The 22,678-nt window shown below is 70.5% G+C and carries 20 protein-coding genes; 9 read left to right on the top strand and 11 right to left on the bottom strand.

Annotated elements, in window-relative coordinates; translation table 11 throughout:
• Window positions 1-125: 125 nt before the first annotated feature.
• Both F6A08_RS07885 and F6A08_RS07880 read left to right on the top strand, forming a co-directional pair.
• Entirely contained in the window at window positions 126-332 is a 207-nt protein-coding gene (locus F6A08_RS07885) for a hypothetical protein (protein ID WP_017203994.1), read from the top strand.
• 75 nt (window positions 333-407) lie between these two features.
• Window positions 408-2,294 (top strand): ABC transporter ATP-binding protein, encoded by a 1,887-nt coding sequence (locus tag F6A08_RS07880; RefSeq protein ID WP_151459176.1) that lies wholly within the window; start codon window positions 408-410, stop codon window positions 2,292-2,294.
• A gap of 231 nt (window positions 2,295-2,525) precedes the next feature.
• Here the strand turns inward: F6A08_RS07880 and F6A08_RS07875 are convergent, their stop codons facing one another.
• A complete protein-coding gene (locus F6A08_RS07875; RefSeq protein ID WP_151459175.1) occupies window positions 2,526-4,388 on the bottom strand; it encodes a phosphoenolpyruvate carboxykinase (GTP) in 1,863 nt (620 codons plus the stop codon).
• Between the two features lie 108 nt (window positions 4,389-4,496).
• On the opposite strand from F6A08_RS07875, the gene F6A08_RS07870 reads away from it, so the two are divergent.
• Window positions 4,497-5,939 (top strand): helix-turn-helix transcriptional regulator, encoded by a 1,443-nt coding sequence (locus tag F6A08_RS07870; protein ID WP_151459174.1) that lies wholly within the window; start codon window positions 4,497-4,499, stop codon window positions 5,937-5,939.
• A 48-nt stretch (window positions 5,940-5,987) separates the two neighbouring features.
• Here F6A08_RS07870 and F6A08_RS07865 read toward each other — a convergent pair whose 3' ends face one another.
• Both F6A08_RS07865 and F6A08_RS07860 read right to left on the bottom strand, forming a co-directional pair.
• Window positions 5,988-7,034, bottom strand: a complete 1,047-nt coding sequence (locus tag F6A08_RS07865; protein ID WP_151459173.1) for a winged helix DNA-binding domain-containing protein — start codon at window positions 7,032-7,034, stop codon at window positions 5,988-5,990.
• Window positions 7,035-7,074: 40 nt separating this feature from the next.
• A complete protein-coding gene (locus F6A08_RS07860; protein WP_124895095.1) occupies window positions 7,075-8,523 on the bottom strand; it encodes a glyceraldehyde-3-phosphate dehydrogenase in 1,449 nt (482 codons plus the stop codon).
• Between the two features lie 164 nt (window positions 8,524-8,687).
• On the opposite strand from F6A08_RS07860, the gene F6A08_RS07855 reads away from it, so the two are divergent.
• Entirely contained in the window at window positions 8,688-10,064 is a 1,377-nt protein-coding gene (locus F6A08_RS07855) for an amidohydrolase family protein (RefSeq protein WP_151459172.1), read from the top strand.
• A 108-nt stretch (window positions 10,065-10,172) separates the two neighbouring features.
• On the opposite strand, the gene F6A08_RS07850 is transcribed toward F6A08_RS07855, so the two are convergent.
• The 7 genes from F6A08_RS07850 to F6A08_RS07820 all read right to left on the bottom strand — a co-directional run bounded on the left by F6A08_RS07850 (window position 10,173) and on the right by F6A08_RS07820 (window position 17,765).
• Complete coding sequence (locus F6A08_RS07850; protein ID WP_151459171.1) at window positions 10,173-11,162, bottom strand: methyltransferase family protein; 990 nt, start codon at window positions 11,160-11,162, stop codon at window positions 10,173-10,175.
• 74 nt (window positions 11,163-11,236) lie between these two features.
• Window positions 11,237-11,911: an alpha/beta fold hydrolase gene (locus tag F6A08_RS07845; protein WP_151459170.1), complete on the bottom strand. Its 675-nt coding sequence runs from the start codon at window positions 11,909-11,911 to the stop codon at window positions 11,237-11,239.
• Between the two features lie 34 nt (window positions 11,912-11,945).
• Complete coding sequence (locus F6A08_RS07840; protein WP_017204003.1) at window positions 11,946-12,533, bottom strand: TetR/AcrR family transcriptional regulator; 588 nt, start codon at window positions 12,531-12,533, stop codon at window positions 11,946-11,948.
• Window positions 12,534-12,580: 47 nt separating this feature from the next.
• Window positions 12,581-13,429: an ATP-binding cassette domain-containing protein gene (locus F6A08_RS07835; protein ID WP_151459169.1), complete on the bottom strand. Its 849-nt coding sequence runs from the start codon at window positions 13,427-13,429 to the stop codon at window positions 12,581-12,583.
• Window positions 13,426-15,222, bottom strand: a complete 1,797-nt coding sequence (locus tag F6A08_RS07830) for a dipeptide/oligopeptide/nickel ABC transporter permease/ATP-binding protein (protein ID WP_151459168.1) — start codon at window positions 15,220-15,222, stop codon at window positions 13,426-13,428. The genes F6A08_RS07835 and F6A08_RS07830 overlap by 4 nt, the downstream gene beginning before the upstream one ends.
• Window positions 15,219-16,160, bottom strand: a complete 942-nt coding sequence (locus tag F6A08_RS07825; RefSeq protein ID WP_017204007.1) for an ABC transporter permease — start codon at window positions 16,158-16,160, stop codon at window positions 15,219-15,221. The genes F6A08_RS07830 and F6A08_RS07825 overlap by 4 nt, the downstream gene beginning before the upstream one ends.
• Window positions 16,161-16,235: 75 nt before the next feature.
• The gene (locus F6A08_RS07820; protein ID WP_225855783.1) at window positions 16,236-17,765 is read right to left on the bottom strand and encodes an ABC transporter substrate-binding protein; all 1,530 of its coding nucleotides are present in this window, start codon (window positions 17,763-17,765) and stop codon (window positions 16,236-16,238) included.
• 280 nt (window positions 17,766-18,045) lie between these two features.
• Here F6A08_RS07820 and F6A08_RS07815 point away from each other — a divergent pair, with 280 nt between their 5' ends.
• Complete coding sequence (locus F6A08_RS07815) at window positions 18,046-18,411, top strand: DMT family transporter (RefSeq protein WP_151459167.1); 366 nt, start codon at window positions 18,046-18,048, stop codon at window positions 18,409-18,411.
• A complete protein-coding gene (locus F6A08_RS07810) occupies window positions 18,408-18,731 on the top strand; it encodes a DMT family transporter (protein WP_151459166.1) in 324 nt (107 codons plus the stop codon). Before F6A08_RS07815 ends, F6A08_RS07810 begins: the two co-directional genes overlap by 4 nt.
• Window positions 18,732-18,753: 22 nt before the next feature.
• On the opposite strand, the gene F6A08_RS07805 is transcribed toward F6A08_RS07810, so the two are convergent.
• Window positions 18,754-19,716 (bottom strand): aldo/keto reductase, encoded by a 963-nt coding sequence (locus F6A08_RS07805; protein WP_151459165.1) that lies wholly within the window; start codon window positions 19,714-19,716, stop codon window positions 18,754-18,756.
• Window positions 19,717-19,843: 127 nt separating this feature from the next.
• Here F6A08_RS07805 and F6A08_RS07800 point away from each other — a divergent pair, with 127 nt between their 5' ends.
• From F6A08_RS07800 to F6A08_RS07790, 3 genes are read left to right on the top strand one after another with little or no spacing between them, the layout of a single operon-like run.
• Window positions 19,844-20,578 carry an SDR family NAD(P)-dependent oxidoreductase gene (locus tag F6A08_RS07800; protein ID WP_151459164.1) on the top strand — a complete coding sequence of 245 codons (735 nt, stop codon included), beginning with the start codon at window positions 19,844-19,846 and terminating at the stop codon, window positions 20,576-20,578.
• Between the two features lie 16 nt (window positions 20,579-20,594).
• The gene (locus tag F6A08_RS07795; protein ID WP_192576722.1) at window positions 20,595-21,707 is read left to right on the top strand and encodes a zinc-binding dehydrogenase; all 1,113 of its coding nucleotides are present in this window, start codon (window positions 20,595-20,597) and stop codon (window positions 21,705-21,707) included.
• 8 nt (window positions 21,708-21,715) lie between these two features.
• Window positions 21,716-22,675, top strand: a complete 960-nt coding sequence (locus tag F6A08_RS07790; RefSeq protein WP_151459163.1) for an aldo/keto reductase — start codon at window positions 21,716-21,718, stop codon at window positions 22,673-22,675.
• Window positions 22,676-22,678 lie beyond the last annotated feature (3 nt).

The following is a 22,678-nucleotide window of genomic DNA, read 5'->3' as shown; positions in this document are numbered from 1 at the left end:
GCGTCCCATGCTCCCAGGATCGCATGTGACGCACATGCGCGGAAGGTCGATCTGTGGACAACTTCTCGTCAATCCATGTTGACTTCGAACCGGCGTCAATATAAATTGACGGTGGAGGTTCTCCGATGACACACACCACTGCTCTCGCCCAGGATGACGGCGGCGAACCGCTCGCGGCGCTGCACCGACTCACCGAGGCCCGCACGGAGCTCGCCCGGGCCGAGGAGGCTCAGGTGCGCCGCGCTCGCAACCAGGGTTACTCGTGGCAGGCGATCGCGAGCGCGCTGGGCGTCAGCAAGCAGGCCGCGCACCGCCGCTTCGGTCGATCCTGAGCCATACAGCCCCTCCATAGGATTCCCCCGCGAACGAAGTACGGTCGAAGTACCATCTCCAGATCGAGGTCCCCCATGTCCGGTTCGGCGACCGCACGCCGCCGCGGCCGTGGCGCACAGTCCGAAGGCCCCCGCGCCACCTTCCGCCAGCTCCTCCCCTTCCTCTTCGAGCACAAGCGCACCCTCATCGTGGTCGCGGTCCTCAGCGTCGTCGGCGCTGCGACGTCGCTCGTGCAACCGCTGCTCGTCGGGCAGGTCATCGAGGCGGTGCCGTCCGACACCGGAATCGGCATCCTCGTCTGGCTGCTCGTCGGATTCGTGATCGTGTCGTCGATCATCTCCGGTTTCCAGCACTACCTCCTGCAGCGCACGGGCACCGCGGTGGTGTACTCCAGCCGTCGCAAGCTCATCGCACGGATCCTGCACCTGCCCACCTCGGAGTTCGACGCACGCCGCACGGGAGACCTCGTCTCCCGCGTCGGCACCGACACCACGCTGCTGTACGCCGTGCTCACGCAAGGGCTCGCGGATGCCGTCGGCAGCGCCGTGCTCTTCCTCGGCGCCCTCATCGCGATGCTGCTGATCGACCCCGTCCTGCTCCTGCTCATCGTGGTCGTGATCGGCGTCTCGGTCGCCGTCGTCGTGCTGCTCAGCGGCCGGATCCGCACCGCCTCGACCGCCCAGCAGGAGAAGGTCGGCGAACTCGCCTCCGGTGTCGAACGCGCTGTCGGATCGATCCGCACCATCCGCGCGTCCGGAGCGACGGAGCGCGAGACCGCCTCCGTATCGGAGCTCGCCGCCGACGCCTACGGCATCGGCGTGCGCATCGCCAAGATCTCCTCGCTCGTGGTCCCGGTCTCCGGCATCGCGCTGCAGTTGTCGCTGCTCGTGGTCCTCGGCGTCGGCGGGTTCCGTGTCGCCGCCGGAGCGATCACGATCGCCTCGCTGATCTCGTTCATCATGTTCCTGTTCCTGCTCGTGATGCCGCTCGCCACGACCTTCGGTGCGATCACCTCCGTGAATCAGGCGCTGGGCGCGCTCGGCCGCATCCAGGAGGTGCTCGACCTGCCCACCGAGACGCAGGACGACCAGGCGATCGCAGCAGCCCTCCCCCGCGAAACCGCGGCACCCGACGCTCCCGCGCTCGAGTTCCGCGACGTGCGCTTCCGCTACCCCGAGAACGTGGTCGCAGCCCGCCAGGCGGCGGCGAAGGCCGCGCAGACCCTGCTCGCGGACGCCCACCTCGAGTCGGCCGAGGCGGAATCCCCGACGGTGCAGGATCACGAGGTTCTCCGCGGCGTCTCCTTCGCGGTCCCGCGCGGCGCCAGAGTCGCCCTGGTCGGGCCCAGTGGTGCGGGCAAGAGCACGATCCTGTCGCTGATCGAGCGCTTCTACGACCCCACCGGCGGGTCCATCCGATTGCACGGCCACGATGCGCGCACCTATCCCCGCGACGAGCTGCGCGCGCACTTCGGCTACGTCGAGCAGGACGCCCCGACGCTGGCAGGCACCCTCGCCGAGAACCTGCGGCTGGCCTCTCCGGATGCCTCTGCCGCGGATTGCGAGCGCGTGCTCCGAGCGGTGAACCTCGGCGACGTGCTCGAGCGGAACCCGCTGGGCATCGACGCCCCGGTCGGCGAGGACGGCGTGATGCTGTCCGGAGGCGAGCGTCAGCGCCTGGCCATCGCCCGCGCGCTGCTCACGGACGCCCCGATCCTGCTGCTGGACGAGTCCACATCGTCGCTCGACGGCGTGAACGAGCAGCGGATGCGGGAGGCGATCGACGCGGTGTCCACCGACCGCACACTCGTCGTGATCGCCCACCGCCTCTCGACCGTGGTCGACAGCGACCTGATCGTGGTGCTGCAGGACGGCGTCGTCGTCGGCCAGGGCACCCACACCGAGCTCGTGGAGTCGACCCCGCTGTACCGCGACCTCGCCCGGCACCAGCTGCTGGCATAGCACTCCCCCAGCTCGCCGAAACCCCGGCCTTCCGTCGAGACCCCGCCCTGCGCGCGTGCGCAGGGCGGGGTTTCGCCGTGAAACCGGGGGCTCGCGAGAGCACGGCAACACGAAGGCGGGACGTCCGAGACCACTCAGCCATGGGTTCGTCTCGGATGTCCCGCCTTCGCGGATCTGCGGGGCACGGGGCCCCAAGGTGCCGGCTCCCCCGAACCGGCACCGGTCTGGGGGCTACGCCTTCGCGAGGCGGTAGCGCAGCGAGGCCAGCTCGGCGCGCAGCGCCGCCGGAACCTTGTCGCCGAACGTGTCGTAGAACTCCTCGGTGAGGTCGGCCTCGGTCTTCCACGCCTCCGCGTCGACGGAGAACAGCTCGTCGAGGTCGGCGGCGGGGAGGTCGAGCCCGTCGAGGTTGAGGTCCTCCACGCGCGGCAGGCGTCCGATCGGGCTGTCGACCGCGGGCACGTCACCGGCCACGCGGCGGATGATCCAGTCCACGACGCGCGAGTTGTCGCCGAACCCGGGCCACAGGAAGCGGCCGTCCGCACCGCGACGGAACCAGTTGACCTGGAAGATCCGCGGTGCACGGTCGAAGCGCAGACCGCGGCCGACCGAGAGCCAGTGGCCGAAGTAGTCCGCCATGTTGTAGCCGCAGAACGGCAGCATCGCGAAGGGGTCGCGGCGCAGCTCGCCCACGGTGCCCTCGGCCGCCGCCGTGCGCTCCGAGGAGATGTTCGAGCCGAGGAACACGCCGTGCGTCCAGTCGGTGGCCTCGACGACGAGCGGCACGTTGCTCGCGCGGCGTCCGCCGAACAGGATCACGTCGAGCGGCACGGCCTCCTCCCAGTCCTCGGAGATCTGCGGGCACTGGGCCGCCGACACCGTGAAACGGGAGTTGGGGTGCGCGGCAGGGCGTCCCGACTCGGGGGTCCAGTCGTTGCCCTCCCAGTCGATCAGGTTCGCGGGCGCCTCGTCGGTCAGGCCCTCCCACCACACGTCGCCGTCGGGGCGGAGCGCGACGTTGGTGAAGATCGTGTTGCCCCACAGGGTCTCGACCGCGGTGACGTTGGTCGACTCGCCGGTTCCCGGCGCGACGCCGAAGAAGCCGGCCTCGGGGTTGATGGCCCACAGGCGGCCGTCCTCGCCGGGGCGGATCCAGGCGATGTCGTCGCCGAGGGTCTCGACCTTCCAGCCGGGGATCGTCGGGCGCAGCATCGCGAGGTTCGTCTTGCCGCAGGCCGACGGGAACGCGGCGGCCACGTGGTACGCCTTGCCCTGCGGGTCGATCACGCGGATGAGCAGCATGTGCTCGGCGAGCCAGCCCTCGTCGCGGGCGATCACCGAGGCGATGCGCAGCGCGAAGCACTTCTTGGCCAGGATCGCGTTGCCGCCGTAGCCCGAGCCGTAGGAGTAGACCTCGAGCGTCTCGGGGAAGTGCACGATGTACTTATCGTCGTTGCACGGCCACTCGACGTCGGGCTGACCCGGAGCCAGCGGCGCCCCGACCGAGTGCACGGTCTTGACCCACGGCGCACCCTCGGCGATCTGTCGCGTGACCTCGTCGCCGACGCGCGTCATGATGCCGATCGAGGCGACAGCGTAGGCGCTGTCGGTGATCTGCACGCCGATGTGCGAGAGCGGCCCGCCGACGCGGCCCATCGAGAACGGGACGACGTACATCGTGCGACCGCGCATCGAGCCCTCGAAGATCTCGTCCATCTTGGCGTGCATCTCGGCCGGATCGGCCCAGTTGTTCGTGGGGCCGGCGTCCTCCTCGCGCTCGGAGGAGATGAACGTTCGACCCTCGGTGCGCGCGACGTCGCTGGGGTGCGAGCGAGCCAGGTAGGAGCCGGGGCGCCACTCCGGGTTGAGCTTGATGAGCTTGCCCTCGTCGACGAGCCCGCGCAGTAGCCAGTCGTTCTCGGCGCGCGATCCGTCCACCCAGTGCACCGCGTCGGGCTGCGTCAGCTCCCGGATCTCCTCGACCCAGGCGGCCAGCTCGGCCATCGCGGGAGTGTCATAGGTCGGCGCGGTACCGAACGTGCGCGTCGCGGCGACGGGGGACGTGCGGGGCGTGAGGACTTCGGCCATGGCCATGACTGCTCCTTAGAAGTGGGGGCGTTGCATCCATCTTCTTCGGAGTCCGAGCGAAGTTTTCGCCAAATCGGATGATAAGAATCGCGGTTCTTTCGCTAGACTCAAACAATGGCGTCCTCCGGCATCCACCTCACGACCCTCGGCCACCGCATCCGTCATCACCGGCTGGAGAACGGGTTCACCCTCGACGAACTCGGCGCGCAGGTCGGCGTCGCCGGATCGCAGCTGAGTTTGATCGAGAACGGCAAGCGCGAACCGAAGCTCTCCCTGTTGCAGGCGATCGCCCACGCCACGAAGACCGAGGTGACCGACCTCATCTCGGGAGAGCCGCCGAACCGGAGAGCCGCGCTCGAGATCGCTCTGGAGCGCGCGCAGGAGAGTCCGCTGTTCCGACAGCTCGGCATCGCCCCCGTGCGCGTCACCAAGGGCATGAGCGATGAGACCATCGAGTCGATCCTCGGTCTGCACCGCGAGTTGGAGCGCCGTGAGCGCGAAGCCATCGCGACACCGGAGGAGGCCCGCCGTGCCAACACCGAGCTGCGCCTGCGGATGCGCGCGCAGAACAACTACCTCCCCGACATCGAACGTCTCGCCGAGAAGCAGCTCAAGGCCGCCGGTCACACACAGGGCGCGCTCACCCACCGCACCGTGAGCATCATGGCCGAGAAGCTCGGCTTCGAACTCATCTACGTCAACGACCTCCCGCACTCCACCCGCTCGGTCACCGACCTCGAGAACGGGCGCATCTACCTGCCGCCGGCGTCGATCCCCGGGGGACACGGCCTCCGCTCGATGGCGCTGCAGGCCATGGCGCACCGTCTGCTCGGTCACACCCCGCCCACCGACTACGCCGACTTCCTGCAGCAGCGCCTGGAGATCAACTACTTCGCCGCGTGCTGCCTCATGCCGGAGACGGCGTCCGTCGCGTTCCTGCAGCAGGCGAAGAAGGACCGCAACCTCGCTGTCGAGGACTTCCGCGACGGGTTCGGCGTCACACATGAGGCCGCCGGGATGCGCATGACCAACCTGCTCACGCAGCACCTCGGGATGTCTCTGCACTTCCTGCGCGTCGACTCGACCGGGGCCATCACGCGCGTCTACGAGAACGACGACCTGCCACTGCCGATGGACGTCACGGGAGCCGTGGAGGGCCAGCGGGTGTGCCGCAAGTTCCAGGCCCGCGCCGCGTTCACCCAGCAGAACCGCACGGTCGAGCACCACCAGTACACCGACACCCCGTCGGGCACGTTCTGGTGCTCGACGCAGACCGGTTCCTCGACGGACGGGGAGTTCTCGGTCACGGTCGGCGTGCCGTTCGACGACGCCCGCTGGTGGCGGGGACGCGAGACGAACGACCGGGCCGTGTCGACCTGCCCCGACGAGTCGTGCTGCCGGCGCCCCTCGACCGAGTTGACGGAGCGCTGGAACGGGAAGGCCTGGCCCAGCGCCCGCGTGCACACGCACATGTTCTCCCCGCTCCCCCGCGGCGCGTTCCCCGGCGTGGACGACAACGAGGTCTACAACTTCCTCGGCCGGCACGCGAGCGAGTAGCCGTCCGGCATCGCCTCCGCCCCACGGTCCGCCCCTCGGTCCGCCCGCTCAGTCTCCGGCGAAGGACGCGAAACGGGCGAGGGCGGCGTCCACCGCGGCAGGGTCGCGCGGCCCCTCGAACAGTTCCGGCGGAGTGTCGCGCAGGGCGACGGCGTGCGTCCAGCAGCCGATGACCCGACCGTCCTCGATGAGCGTGGCCCTGACCATGCCGTTCTTGCCGGGGCCGACGGCCGCCAGATGCTCGGGCGCGCACACCCCGGTGCGGTCGGCGTAGGAGATGTAGTACTCGTCGAAGGCGCCGAGCGCGTGGACGGCTGTCGCTGCCGACGTCCGTCGCGGACGAGCGGCGGCGGAGAAGAGCCCCTCCTCGACCTGCTCGACACGACCGGATGCATGGTCCGCAGCCTCGCGCGCCTGTCCCAGCGTGAGTCCTGACCACCAGGCGAAGTCCGCGACGCTCGCCGGTCCGTGACCGTCGATGTACCGGACGAACAGCTCGCCGAGGGGGTCGTCGGGGGCGGCGTGCTCGCGGATGTGCTCCTCGACCAGGACGAAGCGCTGCTCCCGCGTGATCCCCTCCCGAGGGACGACGGGGCCCTGACAGATCAGCCCGTCGATCGTGAGCCGGAAGAGCAGGTGGATGCCCCGCTGCCCCGTCGGGTCGATGCCGATGCCCTGCAGGACCTCGAACACCTCCCCGCGGGTGAGGCCGCCGTCGCGGAGCCTCGGCGTGAGGGCCGCCACGACGGCGGTGATCATCGCCTCGTCGATCCCCAGATCCCACTGCCGTGACGCCGCCTGCTGCCGCTGCCGGTCCGCCGTGACCTGCAGCACCCAGCCGAGATCACGCGACGGCACGGTGTGCAGCGTGCCACGCATGGTCCAGGCCCGCACGAGCCGGCCCCGGTCGAATGCCCGGTCGACATCGCGCAGCCGCACGTCGCCGCGGGTGCGGACCGCGAGTGCCCACCGGCCCGCGGTGAAGTCCTGGCTCTGCACGGCCAGCATGTGGGCGGCCGCATCGGTCACCGTGCGCGTCGGCGCGCTCAGACGGTGCGATCGGAGGCGCTCGGCGCGCAGGGTCGCGGTCTTCATGCCCCCATCATGCCGGGCGCGTCCGACGCGGCGCGCGGGGTCAGCCCCGCAGCGTCACCTCTCGGCGCTCGGGGAGCACGATCGGGTGCGAGCCGGCCATCACCTCGAGCACGCGGATCACCTGGCACGAGTAGCCGAACTCGTTGTCGTACCAGACGTACAGGATGAGGGTGTCCTCGTCGGCGATGGTGGCGAGCCCGTCGACGATGCCGGCCCGGTGCGAGCCGACGAAGTCCGTGGAGACGACGTCGGGACTCTCCACGTAATCGATCTGCTGGCGCAGCTTCGAGTGCAGCGAGACGCGGCGCAGGTAGTCGTTGACCTCGTCCTTCGTGGCGGGTCGCTCGATCGTCAGGTGCAGCACCGCGAGCGACACGTCGGGGGTGGGGACGCGGATGGAGCTGCCCGTGAGCTTGCCCTCCAGCTGCGGGAGCGCCTTCGCGACGGCCTTCGCGGCGCCGGTCTCGGTGATGACCATGTTGAGCACCGCCGAGCGTCCGCGACGGTCGCCCTTGTGGAAGTTGTCGATCAGGTTCTGATCGTTCGTGAAGGAGTGCACGGTCTCGACGTGTCCCTTGACGACGCCGTACGCCTCATCGATCGCCGCGAGCACGGGAGTGATGGCGTTGGTCGTGCAGGACGCGGCCGAGAGGATGCGGTCGGAGTCGGCGATGGTGTCGTCGTTGATGCCGTGCACGATGTTCTTGAGCGGGCTCTTGCCGGGGGCCGTGAGCAGCACGCGGGCGGCCCCCGTCGAGCGCAGGTGCTGCGAGAGGCCCTCCTCGTCGCGCCAGCGTCCGGTGTTGTCGACCACGATCGCGTCCCTGATGTCGTACGCGGTGTAGTCGATCGTCGAAGGGTCGTCGGAGTAGATGACCTGGATGCGGGTGCCATTGGCGATGATCTGCTCGGCCTCCTCGTCCACCGTGACGGAGCCGGCGAAGCGTCCGTGCACCGAGTCGCGCAGGAGCAGGGAGGCGCGCTTGACGAGGTCGTTCTCGGCGCCGCGTCGGACGACGATGGCTCGCAGACGCAGACCGCTGCCTCCGCCCGTGTGCGCGATGAGGATGCGCGCGAGCAGTCGGCCGATGCGCCCGAAACCGTAGAGCACGACATCGGTCGGCTCGGCTGCGACCGCCCCCATCGCGGGGGCGAGCACCTCGGCGAGGTAGGTCTCCAGCGGCTGACCGCTCTCGGCGTGCCCGGCGACGAGGCGCGCGACGTCGAGGGATGAGGCACCGGGCGCGAGGGCGTGGATCGCCTCCAGCACCGCCAGTGTGTCCTCGATCGGGAGCCGCTCGTGTCCGAGCTGCGCGACGCGCTCGTGCACCTCGACCAGCCCCGTCGCCGACAGCCCGAGCAGGCGGTGCCCGTGGAGAGAGGTGACCACGTCGTGCTCCCGTCGGAGCGCCCCGATGAGCGGGATCATCCGCTCCGCCAGCTCTTCGCTCTCGGTCCAGTCGTCGCGGTGTGCCGCGGAATCGTTCATCTGCGTCCTTGCATGTGTGAGCGCGCGCCGAGGTCGCCGGCGCGCACGAGGTTGCCGGGTGTTTCGGGGGATGAGTCCAGGGTACAAGCCGCATCGGGGTGCACCGAATCGCCCGCCTCACGCTCTCGTCTCGGGACGATCTTTACGTCTACACTGGTGGAATAATGAGCCCTTCACTGCACGGCGACGACGCCGATCTGATCATCCGCGGCGGTCGCATCCACACCCTCGACCCCGCGGACGCCGTGGTCGGCGCCCTGGCCGTGCGGGACGGGGTGATCATCGCCTTCGACGCCGAGGCCGAGGCGCTCGCGGCGCGCGAGATCATCGAGCTCGACGGACGCACCGTCGTCCCCGGCATCAACGACGCCCACCTGCACGGCGCGTGGTTGGGCGCCCGGTGGCCGCACCTCTTCTTCTCCGACACCCCTCCTGACCAGCAGCCGTCCGGACGACTCGTGTCGACCGCCGCCGAACGCCGCTCCGCGCTCCGCCGCGCGTGGAGCCTGCTGGCCGAGCTCGGCATCACCAGCTACACCGAACCGGGCATCGGCCCCGGGGAGGACGACGGCGAGACCGGATGCTTCGGCTCGGACATGCTCGACGCCTATGTCGAGCTGCACCGCGAGCGCGCACAGACCTCCCGGGTCACCCTCCTCCGGCTGTTCGGCACGATCGACGGCGAGAGCACGCTCGAGGACTTCGAGCGCGGCATCCGCACGTCCGCACCCGAGACCGACGCGCGATGGCTCGCGATCCCCGGCGTGAAGATCTTCGCCGATGGGATCCCCCCGATGGCGACGGCGTGGGTCGAGGAGCCGTACCCGGACGGGACGACGGGCGCCCTCCTCACCCGGGGGGAGCGCGGCGCGCTCTTCGCGTTCCGGCGCATGGTGGAACTCGCCGCCGCCCGCGGCCTGCAGATCGCGGTGCACGCGACGGGCGATCGTTCGATCGCGGAGTTCCTCGCGGTGCTCGAGAACCTGGCCGGAGCACCCGCGCCGGCCGCGCCGCACTACGTCGTGCACGGCGACCTGGCCACACCCGCGCAGATCGCCCGTATGAGCCGCATCGGCGCGGGCTTCGCCGTGCAGCCGCTGATCGCAGCCCACACCCACTCCTGGGCCGCACTGCAGCTCGGGGAGGCACGCACCGCCGCGGCCTGGCCGCTCGCCGAGATGCTCGGCTCCGGCGCGCTCACGACCGTGACGAGCGACTCCCCCATCGCGAGCCCCGACTGGCGGCTCGGCCTGGACGCCTCGCTCGGACTGCTCACAGGTGCGGGCCTCCGCGACGACCGAGGGACACGGACGCGACTGCTGCGCACCCTGACCGTCGATGCCGCACGCCAGGACGGCGCCTCCGCCTGGAAGGGCTCGCTGGAAGTCGGGAAGGTGGCCGACCTCACGGTTCTGGACGAGGACCCGCTGACACCGGGCCGCCCCTTCGCCGGGATCGCGGTCTCCCGCACGATCGTCGACGGACGCACGGTCTACGCGCGCGCAGGCGTCGACGCACGTCCGGGCGGGTCCACACGCTGAGCGGGCGGACGGAAACGGCGGGCGGCATGTTCACGCATGCCGCCCGCCTCTGATCCCCCTCGGACCAGCCTGCTGCCCCGACGCCGCGTCGCGGCGCCGGGGCGGATCTCAGATCGCCGTGGCGACGAGCACGCGGGGGCTGCCCGCCAGTGCGATCTTGTCCTGCACCTGCCACCCGGCGTCCGCGAGCCAAGAGCGCACCTCGGCCTCCGGGTACACGACCGTGCCGTCGATCACGAGATACTCCCCCGCGTGCAGCGCGTCCAGCGCGCGCTGCTCCGGGTCGTCGTCGAGGAAGAAGTCGAGCACCGTGAGCGTCGCACCCGGAGCGGCGGCCGCACGGAGGTTGCGGAAGATGCGGGCGTTCTCCTCGGCCGAGAAGCGGTGGATGACATGGTTCGCGAACACCGCGTCGAAGTCGCCCTGCGGCGTCGCGGTGGCCGTCTCGCCGACCTGCACCTCGGCACGATCGGCGACGCCCGCTGCGGCGACGGCCTCGGCGACGCCGTCCTCGAATCCGGGTGCGTAGACGAACGTGGTGTGCAGTTCGGGGTTGCGGGCCATGACCGCGAGGGCGAAGTCGGCGGAGAGACCGCCGAAGTCCAGGGCCTTCGTCGCGCCGGCCAGGTCGACGCGGCGGCCGAACTCCTGCGCGTGCAGCCGGTTGTAGGTCATCACGCCGGCCATGAACGTGCCCCACCGCGCGTCGTCCATCTGCAGGTCGCCGGGCTCGGTCGTGTCGACGGTGTGGGCGAACTGCAGCCAGTGCGGGTAGCTGATCTCGTCGAGGAAGGTGAGGAACGGGGCGAGGTCGATCACCGCGTCCTCCCCCGTGAGGTAGGCGGAGGCGTCGGGGGTCAGGGCGTAGCGCCCCTCCGTCCGGACGAGGAGCCCCTTCGCGGCGAGGGCGTCGGCGAGCAGCCGGGCGATCCGCTCGCTGACCCCGCAGCGCTCGGCGATCGCCGCGGCCGTGTCGGCGCCTGCGGCGATGGCGGCGAACAGGCCGATGCGGCTGGCCTGGAAGAGTTGCTTCGCGGCCATGTAGCCGGTCGCGATGTCGAGGATGCGGGCGGCGTCGGGAGTGGGGGTGTCGGTCATGGCGGATGCCTTTCGGTATGTCTACGAACGTGGGAAATAAAGAACAGGAAGAGGCCCGGCGTGGGTCGCGCAGGTCAGTCCGCGAGGAACCCGCGCACCGCGTCGCGGAACTCGGGGGTGTGCAGTGCCGCGAGGTGATCGCCCGGTACGCGCCGCACGCGGACGTCCGGCAGCCGCGCGGCGAGCTCGTCGATGCCCGCGGCCATGGGGTCGTCGACACCGCCCAGCAGCAGCACCGGCATCGCCGGCGCTCCGGCCTCGGGCGCGAACGGCTCGGTCGCGAGCCCTTCGATGAGGTCGAGCAGATCGCCCGGACGGTTGCCTGGCAGGCTCGCCATGTGCACGATCATCCCGGTCAGCGGGTCGACGGGGGCCGGCCCGCCGCCGATCGCGCTCCGGGCGGCGGGGAGGTCGACCAGCGCGAACGGCTCCCCCGCGCTGAGGCCGCCGAGCACGAGGCGCCGCACCGCGACGCCCGGGTGTCGGGCGAGGTCCCACGCGAGCCGGGCGCCGAGCGAGTATCCGACGAGGTCGATCTCGTGCGGACCGATCGCTTCGGCGAGCGCATCGAGCACGGCGGAGGTCGAGACGGCTCCGAGCCCTGGCGCATCGCCGTGCGCCGGCAGGTCGAGGACGCGGCGCGATCGGTCGCCGAGCACCGCCGTCCACTCGCTCTCCGGCCAATCCTGCGTGCCGCGCGAGGCGAGGCCGTGCAGGAACACCACGGGCGGTTCGGGGGTGAGGGTCATGACGGGCCGTCCTCTCGGGACCGGCCCCGCATCCTCAGCGCAGCCGCGCGAGGAACCGGTCGATGTAGTTCTCGTAGTCGGCGATGCGGTCGCCGTCCGGGTACATGAGGTTGATCACCGTCGCCCCGACCGCCGCCGAGATGTACTCGTCCGCCAGCGGACCGTAGTCCTGGTCGCGGATCGCCCCCTCGTCGCGGGCGGCCTCCATCCGCTCGATGAGCGAGGCGCGCCAGGAGGCCAGATGTCCGCGGTACAGCTCGGCCAAGGACTCGTTCGCCATGGCGTACTCCCAGAGGGCGAGCAGCACGCGCCCCGCGGCGATCTGCTCCCGATCGCGCGGGATCGTCGCCTGCAGGAAGCCCTGCAGGGCCGCATCCGCCGACGCCGGCTCCTCGCCCGCCGCCTGCACGCCCTCGGACATCTGCTGGAGGATCGTCTCGAACGTCGCCGCGACGATGCTCTCCTTCCCGGGGAAGTAGTGCTTCAGCGCACCGTTCGCGAAGCCCGCCTCGGCGGCGATGCTGCGCATGGTCGCCGCCTCGAACCCACCCTTCAGGATGATGCTCTTGGCCACCTCGACGATGTCCCGTCGCCGCTGGTCGTGGTCGATGATCTTCGGCATGGCGTCCTTCCGGCCGAGTCCGGGGTGTGGCGAGTTCCGGCCTGGAGCTACCGTACCGCCGCATCGGGCACCTCCCGCAGAGCGAGCCACTGGCGGCGGCGTTCGCGTTGTGCGGCGGGATCGGCCACCGGCGACGCCAGACGCAGCCGCTCGGCGTACGGATGCCGCGGCGCACGGGTCACCTGCTCGCCGTCGCCGACTTCGACGAGCTCGCCGTGGTACATCACGGCGACCCGATGACAGACCCTGCGCACGACGCCGAGATCGTGCGATACGAACAGGTAGGCCACTCCGGTGTCGCGCTGCAGCTCGATGAACAGGTCGAGGATGGCGGCCTGCGTCGTGAGGTCGAGTGCACTGACGGGCTCGTCGCACACCACCAGGCGAGGACCGCGGACGAGGGCACGGGCGATCGCGATGCGCTGACGCTGACCGCCGGAGAACTCGCTCGGATATCTGTCCATCGCGGCGGCGGGAAGCCGGACCCGGTCGAGCATCTCGCGGACCTTGCCCTCGGCGGCCTTCGGCCCCATTCCCGTGGTGAGCAGCGGCTCGGCGAGCACATCACCGATCGTCATGGCCGGATTCAGCGAGCCGTAGGGATCCTGGAAGACCACCTGCACGTCGTCGGCGAGCGCACGGCGGGCACGCCCGCTGAGGCGGCTGATCTCCCGGCCGTCGAAGCGGACGCTGCCCGCCGTGATCGGCGCGAGGCCCAGGATCGCCTTGCCCAAGGTGGACTTGCCGGATCCGGACTCCCCGACCAGACCGAGGCATTCGCCGGGGGCGATGTCGAGGGAGACGCCGCGCAGCGCGCGGAAGGCGTGTCGTCCGCGGCCGTACTCGACCACGAGGTCGTCGACCTGCAGCAGGGGGTTCACCGGAGCGGCGTTCATGCGGGGACCTCCGTCCTGTGCCGGTCGACCTCGGCGCGCCCCTCGGCCTCGTCGAGCGACGCGGCGATGAGTTCGCGCGTGTAGTCCTGGTCGGGAGCGGCGAAGAGGTCGTCCACGGGGCCGGATTCGACGATGTCGCCGCCGCGCATGACGATCACGCGGTCGCAGATGTCGGCGACGACGCCGAAGTTGTGCGTCACGATGAGCAGCGCCATGCCGTATTCGGCCTGCAGCTCCCGCAGCAACTCGAGGACCTCGGCCTGCACGGTCACGTCAAGGGCGGTGGTGGGCTCGTCCGCGACGAGGAGCGAGGGGCGCCCCGCGATCGCACCGGCGATGAGCACACGCTGGGCCATGCCGCCGGACACCTGGTGCGGGTAGCTGCGCATCACGCGATCGGGGTCGGACAGCCCGACCCGCAGGAGCACCTCCCGCGCGCGCTGCCGGGCGGCGGCCTTCGCGAGCCCGTGCGTCCGGCGCAGCGGCTCGATGAGCTGATGCCCGATCGTGTACGAGGGGTCGAGGTTGCTCATCGGCTCCTGCGGCACGTAGCCGATCGTGCGGCCGAGCAGCGCCTGTCGCTCCTTCGGCGTCGCGTGCGTCACCTCCGCGCCGCCGACCCAGATCGCGTCGGCGGTCGCCCGGCCGGTCGCGGGGAGCAGGTCGAGCACCGAGAACACGGTCTGCGATTTGCCCGACCCGGACTCGCCGACGATGCCGACGACCTCCCCTGGCGCGACGTCGAGGGTGACGCCGTGCACGACCTCGGTCTCCCCCGTCGGCGTCGCGTGGACGACGTGCAGGTTCTCGACGCGGAGGGCCGAATTCGGGGCCTCGTGGCGGACGCTGCCCGTGGCGGGAGCCGCGGCGATCTCGTCGGCGGCCTCGAGCACCCCGCGCCGCCGCCGTCGGGCCGCACGCGGCGTGCGCACCTGCACGAGCTCGGCGAGCGTGGAGCCCATGATCGCGAGGACGGCGATCGTGAGACCGAGCGCGGCGGAGGGCCACAGCAGCATGAGGGGGTAGGTGAGCATGAGGCGGAAGCCCTCGAGCATCATCGCACCCCAGCTCGGCACGTTCGAGTCGCCGATGCCGAGGAACTGGAGTCCGGCCTGCATGCCCATCGCGATGCCGGCGGTGAGCGCGGTCTGGATGATGACCGGCGGGTAGACGGCCGTTATGACGTGGCGGAAGATGATCCGCGCGTCGGACAGCCCGGAGACCCGGGCCGCGTCGATATAGGGCTCGCTGCGCACGGCGAGTGTCTGCGACCGCGCGATGCGGAAGTAGCCGGGGACCATGAAGACGCCGACGGTGGCCATCAGCAGCTCGAAGTTGTTGCGGCTGCCCGCGGCGACCACGAGGAGGATGATCATCCCGGGGATCGACTGGAGCGCATCGCTGATCCAGGTGGCGACGCGGTCGAAGACTCCCCCGAAGTACCCGGCCGCGACACCCGACGGCACGCCAATGACGAGGGCGGTGACGATCGTGATGAGCGCGCCCCACAGGGTCGTCCGGGTGCCGTAGATGAGGCGGCTGAGGATGTCGCGGCCCGTGGAGTCGCCGCCGAGCAGGTGCTCCGACGACGGCGGCGCCTTGGCTGCCGCGAGGTCGACGAGGTTGGGATCCATCGGGGCGAGCAGCGGGGCGAACACCCCGACGAGCACGATGAGCACGAAGATCGCGAGCGGGATGTAGCCGCCGGGGTGGCGGAGGAAGCGCCGGAACAGGCTCGACCGGCGCTTCTGAGCGGCCCGGTCGAAGGCGACGCGGATGTCTGTCGTGGTCATGCGACGCGCACCTTCGGGTTGATCCAGCCGAGCACGAGGTCGAGCAGGAGGTTGATGAGCACGACGAACACGATCGAGATGACCGTGATGCCGAGCAGCATGGGGATGTCGCCGTTCTGCGACGACTGGTTCGTGAGCTGGCCCAGTCCCGGGAGGCTGAAGATCTGCTCGACCACGATGGCGCCGGAGAGCAGACCCACGAACATCAGGGCGATGACCGTGAGCGCGGCGGGCGAGGCGTTGCGGAGGATGTGCACGTTCACCCGGGCGGCGGACAGCCCGCGGCTGCGGAGGGTGCGCACCCAGTCCTGACGGCTCTGGGCGATCACGGCGTTCCGCAGCTGCTCGGACACCGCGACGATGCCGCCGAGCGCGAGGGAGATCGCGGGCAGGGTGATCGAGCGCAGCCAGCCTTCGACGGACTGCGTCGGCGGGACGTAGCCGACGGCGGGGAACCACTTTAGCTGCACGGCCAGCCACATCACGAGGACCAGGCTCACCCAGAACCCGGGGAGCGCGAACAGGACGACGGAGATCCCCTTGATGATGCGGTCGAACCAGGTGCCGGGGCGGAGTCCGGTGATCATGCCGAACGCGACGCCGATGACCGCGGTGATGAGGGTTGCGAGGGTCACGACGGAGAGCGTGACGGGCACCTTCACCGCGAGCTGCGCGCCGACCGGCTGGAAGTTCCTCCAGGAGACGCCGAAGTCGAGCAGCACGGCGTGGGAGAACCAGTCCCAGAACTGCACGAGGAGCGGACGGTCGAGACCGATCTTCGCCGCCAGGGCCTGCTGCTGCGCGGGACTCGCGGTCGTGCCGAGGAGCGAGGCGGTCGGATCGCTGATCGCGAGATGGGCGAGGAAGAACGTGCCGATCGAGACCGCGACGAGGAGAAGGATGCCGGACAGCACCCGCTTCGCCGTGAAGAGGAGCATGGGGGCCTCTCGGAGGGAGGGTCGGAGGGGGAAGGGGTGCCGGGGCGGTCACGGAAGGACCGCCCCGGCGGGCGATCAGCCCTGCGTGATGTACCGCAGCGTCGGGAACATCATCCCCACGACGGGCTGCAGTTGGATGCCGGGCGCCGTGTAGTAGATGTTGTTCGCCTGGTACCAGACCGACCACCAGGCCTGGTCGACGAGGGCTTCGTTGAGCTCCTTGATGGCGTCGGTCTGCGCGTCGCCGCGCTCCGTCTGGACCTTCTCCACGAGCGGGGCGATGACCTCGTTCTGCGCGTAGTCCGGCTCGGGGTTGAACCACTGCACGCTCGTCAGCTGCCGGGAGACCGTGGCCACGTCGTTGCCGTCCATCGCGAGGAACGAGATGAACATGGGGTAGTTCGGGGCGTTGAGCTGATAGTCCGGCATCTGCATGTTGTCCCAGGTGACCGTGATGCCGAGCTCGTTGAGGGCCTGCTCGGCCGACGGCTTCCACATCTCGAAGATCGGGGACATCGGCATCGAGATGTCGAATCCGTCCGGGTACCCGGCGTCGGCCAGCAGCTCCTTGGCCTTGTCCATGTTGAACGCGTACGCGTCGTTGAGTCCCGGGTCGTTGATGTCGCCGCCGTCCGGGAACACCTGGTTGGTCGCCACACCCGCCCCGCTGCCGACCGCGGCGAGCACGGTCGCGCCGTCGAACGCGTAGTTCAGCGCCTGGCGGACCTCGAGCTTGCCGAGGGGCTCGCTCTTCGCGCCGGTGTGATCGGTGATGACGAGTCCGGCCCAGCCGGAGACCCGCTGCGCGGTGTTCCACCCCTGCTGCTCGGCCTGCTCGAGGTTCGCGACGTCACCGTACTGCACGTTGATCTGACCGCTGAGCATCGCGTTGTGGCGGGCGGTCGCGTCGGTGATCGGGTAGATCGCGAGCTCGGAGAACGGATACGTCTTCGCGTCCCAGTGGTCCTCGGTCTTGGTGAAGTGGTACTCCGCGCCGGGAACGCTGGTGGTGTCGTCGAGCACATAGGGCCCGGAGCCGATGGGCTCGGCGCCGAGCGTGCCGGCTTCGATCGAGGCGGGCGACATCACGTAGCTGCGGCCGAGACCCATCAGGTACAGGATCGTGTCGTCGCGCTGCGTGAGCGTGATGCGGACGGTGTCGTCGTCGACCTTCGCGAAGCCGGAGACGTTGACGTACGCCTCACCGGAGCGCGCGCCCTCCTTGAGGTATTCGAGGCTGGCGACCACCGCATCCGCGTCGACCGCGGTGCCGTCGCTGAACACGGCGTCGGTGCGGATGTCGAGGTCGATGCTGAGGTCGTCGTCGGCCACGGTCCACTCCGTCGCGAGCGACGGGATCGGGGTGCCGTCGGCATCGAGGGCGATCAGGGCGTCGTACACCGCGGACAGGTAGGGGCCGTCGAAGCCGATGTCGGCGAGGGACGGGTCCCAGGACGTGACATCGAGGAAGTTGCCGATGTTGAGGGCGTCCGGGCCTTCGGCGCCACCGTCTTCGGAGGTCGAGGGCGTTCCGCCGCCGCTGCAGCCGGCGAGCGCGAGGGTCGCGGCCACGGCTGCGGCGAGCGCAAGGGGCATTCGTTTCATGGTTCCTTCTCTCGGGTGCAGGGGGTGGTGAAGAAGGTTCGGAGTGCCGCTGACCGGGAGCCGGGTCCGACGCCACTTCGATGTGTCGTGGTGGTTAGTCTACATGTGTGGAAAAAGAGCGCAAGAGCCATTCCGCTCACGGTGGCTCGCCCCCATGCCCGGGGATGCACCAGGCTTGTCTCAGCGCGCAGTCCTGCACACCGCGTGCCCCTCCGCCCGCCGGGAATCCCGCGCCCTCCCCTCGCGTTCCCTCCCTCGAACCCTCCACGAAAGGCATGCGATGACCGCTCGCCCCGGCCCGTCGGCTTGGCCCCCTCTGCTGATCGCGATCGCGCTGGAGGTGTCGGCGACGCTCTCGCTGCGCGCCGCCGAGGGATTCACCCATCCCCTGTGGCTGATTGTGGTGGTGCTCGGCTACATCGGCTCCCTGTGGCTGCTGTCGGTCGTGCTCGATCGCGGCATGGCGGTGGGCGTGGCATACGGCATCTGGTCGGCGATCGGGGTCGTGCTGACCGCGGTGCTCGGCACGGCGCTGTTCGGCGAGGTGCTGGGCCCCGTGCAGATCGTGGGGGTCGGGGTCATCGTGATCGGCGTGCTCCTGGTCGAGCTCGGGTCGCACGAGCGGAAGACCGAGGTCGCCTCGTGACGTGGCTGCTGCTCGCCCTCGCGATCGCGAGCGAGGTCACCGCCACGCTGAGCCTGCGCGCATCCGAGGGGCTGCGCCGCCGGCGGTGGATCCCGGTGATCGTCGTCGGCTATCTCGCGGCGTTCACCCTGCTCGGCACCATCCTCGCGATGGGCATGCCGATCGGGGTCGCCTACGGCATCTGGGCGGCCGCGGGCGTGGCCGTGACCGCGGTGCTCGGCCGGGTCATCTTCAAGGATCACTTCTCGGCGATGATGGCCGTCGGTGTCGCGCTCATCGCGGTCGGCGTCGCGATGATCGAATTCGGCGGCGCGCACTGACGCCCCGGCGTGACGGCCGCCGTCACCACGCGCCGTCCGCCCGCACGTCTCGGTCGACCCAGCATGCGGCGAGCGCGGCGCGCACCTCGGCTCCGTGATCACGGACGAGGGCGAGAGCGGCGTGGTTCTGCTCCAGCTGCGCGACGCGTGAGGCCCCGAACAGCACGTTCACGGTCGCGGGGTTCGCCAGACAGAAGGCGATGCCGAGCGCCGCGGGGGTGACGCCGAACTCGGCGGCCACGCGGGCCACCTCGGGATAGACAGCGGCGATGCGCCCGCGGATTCCGCCCACGTCTGCGCCGATCTTCCGCTGCGGCGTGCGCCCCGTGGCGAGGATCCCTCCCTCGAACACGTCCGAGGCCTGCAGCGTGAGGGTGCCGTCCGCGAACAGCGGTCCATAGGCGTCACCTTCGGCCATCGAGCGCCGTGCGATGCCGTATTTCAGCTGCGCGAAGGCGGGACCGGCCGCACTCTGCGCCGCGGATTCCGCGAGCGCCTCTCGCGTGTGCTCGATGCGCCAGTTGTTGATGCCCCAGGAGTCCACGAGCCCCTCAGCGATGAGCTCGTTCACCGCGCTGACGAGCCGCGGGATATCGGGGGCGTCGAGGTAGTCGCCGATCACCAGCGTGTCGAAGCGGTCCAAGTCGGCGCGGTCGAGGGATTCCACGAGCTGCGCCCGGAACCCCTGGTTCGGCCAGTCCCACAGCCAGAGCTTGCCGCACAGCACGATGTCGGCACGCTTGATCCCGCTGGCACGGAGCGCTTCCCCGAAGAGGATGTCGGTGCGGGAGTTCTCGGCGTGCGGGCCCATGTTGTAGTACGCGACGTCGAAGAATCCGGCGTCCAGTTCGACGGCGCGGTGGATCAGGGCGATCGCCTCGTCGCCGGTCATCCGGTCCCAGGTGTTCCACGATCCGAGCGCCAGCGGCGGGACCGGTCGCCCGCCGGGTTGCAGCGGGGTGCGCGGGAATGTCGATGCGGACATGAGGCTCCTTGGTGCGTCGTCGCGGCGCGGCGCGCATCGCCGACCGGTGGACCGGGGTTGTGTTTTTCTATGTTTGTAGAATATAACGGACTCATCCCGTCAGAGCACCCGTCAGTGAGGACGAATCATGACCGCTTCCCCCCGTCGCATCCTGGTCACCGGAGGCGCGTCCGGACTGGGCCGCGGTATCGCCGGCGCCTTCCGCGCAGCCGGTGACGTCGTGTTCATCGGGGATGTGGACGCGCAGGCTGCGGCCGCGGTGGCGGACGAGATCGGCGCCACCGCCCTCGGCCTCGACATCGCCGACGAAGCGTCGGTGCAGGCGGCGTGCGAGCGGATCGCGGAAGCCGGCGGGCTCGACGTGCTGGTCAACAACGCCGGCGTCGTCGCGGGCGGCGGCACGCTCCAGGAGGTTGCCGTCGACGCGGTCGACGCGGCCCTGCGCGTCAACGTCCGCGGCACGTTCCTCATGCTCCGGGTCTTCGGCGCCCTGCTCGCCGACTCCGGTCACGGCGCCATCGTGAACATCTCGTCGATCGGTGCGCGGCAGCCCACTCCGGGCCTCGGTCACTACGAGGCCACGAAGGCCGCCGTCGACGCGCTCACCCGCACCGCGGCGATCGAGCTCGCCGGGTCGGGCGTGCGCGTCAACGCCGTCGCCCCTGGGCCCGTGCTCACGCCGTTGACCGCGGAGTTCGCCGCGAACCCCGACGCCCGCGCCGCCTGGGAGTCGCGCATCCCCCTCGGCACGATCGCCGAGGTCGACCAGATCACGCCGCTCGTGCTGTTCCTCGCGAGCGACGCCGCCAGCCACATCACCGGGGTCTCCGTCGCCGTCGACGGCGGACAGCTCCTGGTCTGACCCCGGAGACGACACGATGCCCCTCCTCACCGACCTGCCCGCGACGACCCGCGCCGCCGTGCTCACCGCGCACGGCGAACCGCTCACCCTGCAGGACCTCCCCCTGCCCGCCGAGATCGAGCCGGGCGCCGCCCTCGTGCGCATCGCCTGCACGACGCTGTGCGGCACCGACATCGAGATCTGGGAGGGGAAGATGTCGTTCCCCGGGATGCTGCCCATGGTCCTCGGCCACGAGATGGTCGGCGAGATCGTGGCCATCGGTCCCGACACCCGCGATGCCCTCGGCCGCCCGCTCTCCCCCGGCGACCGCATCGGCTGGTCGGAGTCCACCTGCGGCGAGTGCCACGGCTGCGTCGTGCTCCGCGAGCCGGTCGCCTGCTCCCGCCGCGGCTACGGCTTCCTCCAGCGCGCGGACGTGCCGCCGTTCGCGACGGCCGGGCTCTCCGAGTACGCGTACGTCACTCCGGGTGCCGCCAAGCTCCTGCTGCCGACGGCCGTCAAGGACACCTGGGCCTCGATGGCGCGCTGCGCCGCGAAGACCGTCCTGCGAGCTTTCGAGCGGGCCGGCCGGATCCGTCCGGGCTCCCGGGTCGTGGTGCAGGGTTCCGGAGCCCTCGGCATCTTCGCCACCGCGGTCGCGACCATCGCGGGTGCGGGTCAGGTCATCACCGTCGGCGCCCCCGCGGCTCGTCTGGAGCTCGCCGCCCGCTTCGGCGCCGACGCCGTCGTGGACTTCCGCGACGGTCCCGTCGTCGACCAGGTGATGGCGCTCACCGGAGGCCAGGGGGCCGACCACGTGTTCGACTTCGCCGGAGCCCCGAGCGTCGGCCCGGACGCCGTGGGCATGGCCGCCCAGCGCGGCACCGTGGCGATCGTCGGCTCGACCGGTCCGGCCGGAGACGGCTTCGCCCTCAGCACCATCATGGGCAAGGAGCTCACGGTGGTCGGCTCGCTCAACGGCGACATCTCCGACTACGCCCGCGCCATCGCCTTCTTCACGGCGTTCGCCGACCGCTTCCCCTGGGACGACCTGTTCAGCGCTCCGGTCGGACTCGCCGACGCCTCCGCCCAGATCGCCCACATGCACCACCTCGATGAGGTCAAGGCCGTCATCGACCCGAGCCTCTGAGGAGCATCGTGACCAGTTCCCTCCCCCTGCGCGAGATCGGCCGCAGCGGCCTGCACGCCTCCCTGTTCTCCCTCGGCTCGTGGCACACCTACGACCGCATGGACTTCGCCGACGCTGTCGCGCTCCTCCGTGAGGCCACCGACCGCGGCGTGAACCTCTTCGACGTGGGCGTGTACTCCGCGCCCGACGCCCCGCCCGTCTTCACCGACGTGATCTTCTCGGCGATGGTGCGCGCGGCCGGGCTCCGTCGCGAGGAGTGGCTGCTGTCGTCGAAGCTGTGGCTCGAGGCCTTCGGCAGCGACGGCTTCCGCCCGCAGCTCGAGAACGCCCTGATGCGGGTGGGCACCGAACACGCCGACCTCGTGATCCTCGGCGACCTGCGTCGCGACGACCTCGATCTGCGCGACCTCGTGCTCGACCTCGCCGCCCTCACCGACGCCGGGCTCATCCGCGCGTGGGGCGTGAACAACTGGTCGGCGGGGAGCATCCAGACCCTGATCGACCTCGCCGCCGCGGAGGGCGTGCCCGGTCCGCAGATCGCGCAGCTCAAGTACAGCGTCTCGCGGCGGTCGATCCCGGACGGCGAGCCCTTCGCGCGCCTCTGGGAGCAGGGCCTCACGCTGCAGGCCTCGGACTGCCTGGAGGGCGGGATCCTCGCCGGGAAGGTGAACAGCGACCGGCAGATCGGGCGTGACCACGGCGGCATCCGCGAACGGATCATCGCCGACGTCCCCGCGTTCACCGCGGTCGCGGAGGATCTCGACGTGACGCCGGCCCAGCTCGGCATCGCCTTCACCCTCACCCACCCCGCCCTGACGACGACCCTGTTCGGTGCCTCCAGCGTCGCGCAGCTGCGGGCGAACCTCGACGCGGCCGCCCTCGTCGACCGCATCGGCGCCGCCGAGCTGCGCCGTCTCGTCGAGCCCTTCTGGGCCGACCGCGGGGTCGTCGACCCCGAAGGCCCCTGACGC

Origin of the sequence: Microbacterium algeriense (assembly GCF_008868005.1) — a bacterium.
Lineage (GTDB): Bacteria > Actinomycetota > Actinomycetes > Actinomycetales > Microbacteriaceae > Microbacterium > Microbacterium algeriense.
The sequence above is the reverse complement of the archived record's forward strand: the minus strand, read 5'-3'. Positions and strand labels throughout refer to the sequence as shown.

Bases quoted from the DNA above. Each gene is read 5' to 3' on its own strand.
- F6A08_RS07800 (WP_151459164.1), top strand. From the start codon at position 19,844: ATGACCGCTTCCCCCCGTCGCATCCTGGTCACCGGAGGCGCGTCCGGA.
- F6A08_RS07820 (WP_225855783.1), bottom strand. From the start codon at position 17,765: ATGAAACGAATGCCCCTTGCGCTCGCCGCAGCCGTGGCCGCGACCCTC.
- F6A08_RS07865 (WP_151459173.1), bottom strand. From the start codon at position 7,034: ATGAAGACCGCGACCCTGCGCGCCGAGCGCCTCCGATCGCACCGTCTG.
- F6A08_RS07860 (WP_124895095.1), bottom strand. From the start codon at position 8,523: ATGAACGATTCCGCGGCACACCGCGACGACTGGACCGAGAGCGAAGAG.
- F6A08_RS07805 (WP_151459165.1), bottom strand. From the start codon at position 19,716: ATGTCCGCATCGACATTCCCGCGCACCCCGCTGCAACCCGGCGGGCGA.
- F6A08_RS07880 (WP_151459176.1), top strand. From the start codon at position 408: ATGTCCGGTTCGGCGACCGCACGCCGCCGCGGCCGTGGCGCACAGTCC.
- F6A08_RS07795 (WP_192576722.1), top strand. From the start codon at position 20,595: ATGCCCCTCCTCACCGACCTGCCCGCGACGACCCGCGCCGCCGTGCTC.
- F6A08_RS07815 (WP_151459167.1), top strand. From the start codon at position 18,046: ATGACCGCTCGCCCCGGCCCGTCGGCTTGGCCCCCTCTGCTGATCGCG.
- F6A08_RS07840 (WP_017204003.1), bottom strand. From the start codon at position 12,533: ATGCCGAAGATCATCGACCACGACCAGCGGCGACGGGACATCGTCGAG.
- F6A08_RS07875 (WP_151459175.1), bottom strand. From the start codon at position 4,388: ATGGCCATGGCCGAAGTCCTCACGCCCCGCACGTCCCCCGTCGCCGCG.
- F6A08_RS07845 (WP_151459170.1), bottom strand. From the start codon at position 11,911: ATGACCCTCACCCCCGAACCGCCCGTGGTGTTCCTGCACGGCCTCGCC.
- F6A08_RS07885 (WP_017203994.1), top strand. From the start codon at position 126: ATGACACACACCACTGCTCTCGCCCAGGATGACGGCGGCGAACCGCTC.
- F6A08_RS07850 (WP_151459171.1), bottom strand. From the start codon at position 11,162: ATGACCGACACCCCCACTCCCGACGCCGCCCGCATCCTCGACATCGCG.
- F6A08_RS07825 (WP_017204007.1), bottom strand. From the start codon at position 16,160: ATGCTCCTCTTCACGGCGAAGCGGGTGCTGTCCGGCATCCTTCTCCTC.
- F6A08_RS07830 (WP_151459168.1), bottom strand. From the start codon at position 15,222: ATGACCACGACAGACATCCGCGTCGCCTTCGACCGGGCCGCTCAGAAG.
- F6A08_RS07835 (WP_151459169.1), bottom strand. From the start codon at position 13,429: ATGAACGCCGCTCCGGTGAACCCCCTGCTGCAGGTCGACGACCTCGTG.
- F6A08_RS07855 (WP_151459172.1), top strand. From the start codon at position 8,688: ATGAGCCCTTCACTGCACGGCGACGACGCCGATCTGATCATCCGCGGC.
- F6A08_RS07870 (WP_151459174.1), top strand. From the start codon at position 4,497: ATGGCGTCCTCCGGCATCCACCTCACGACCCTCGGCCACCGCATCCGT.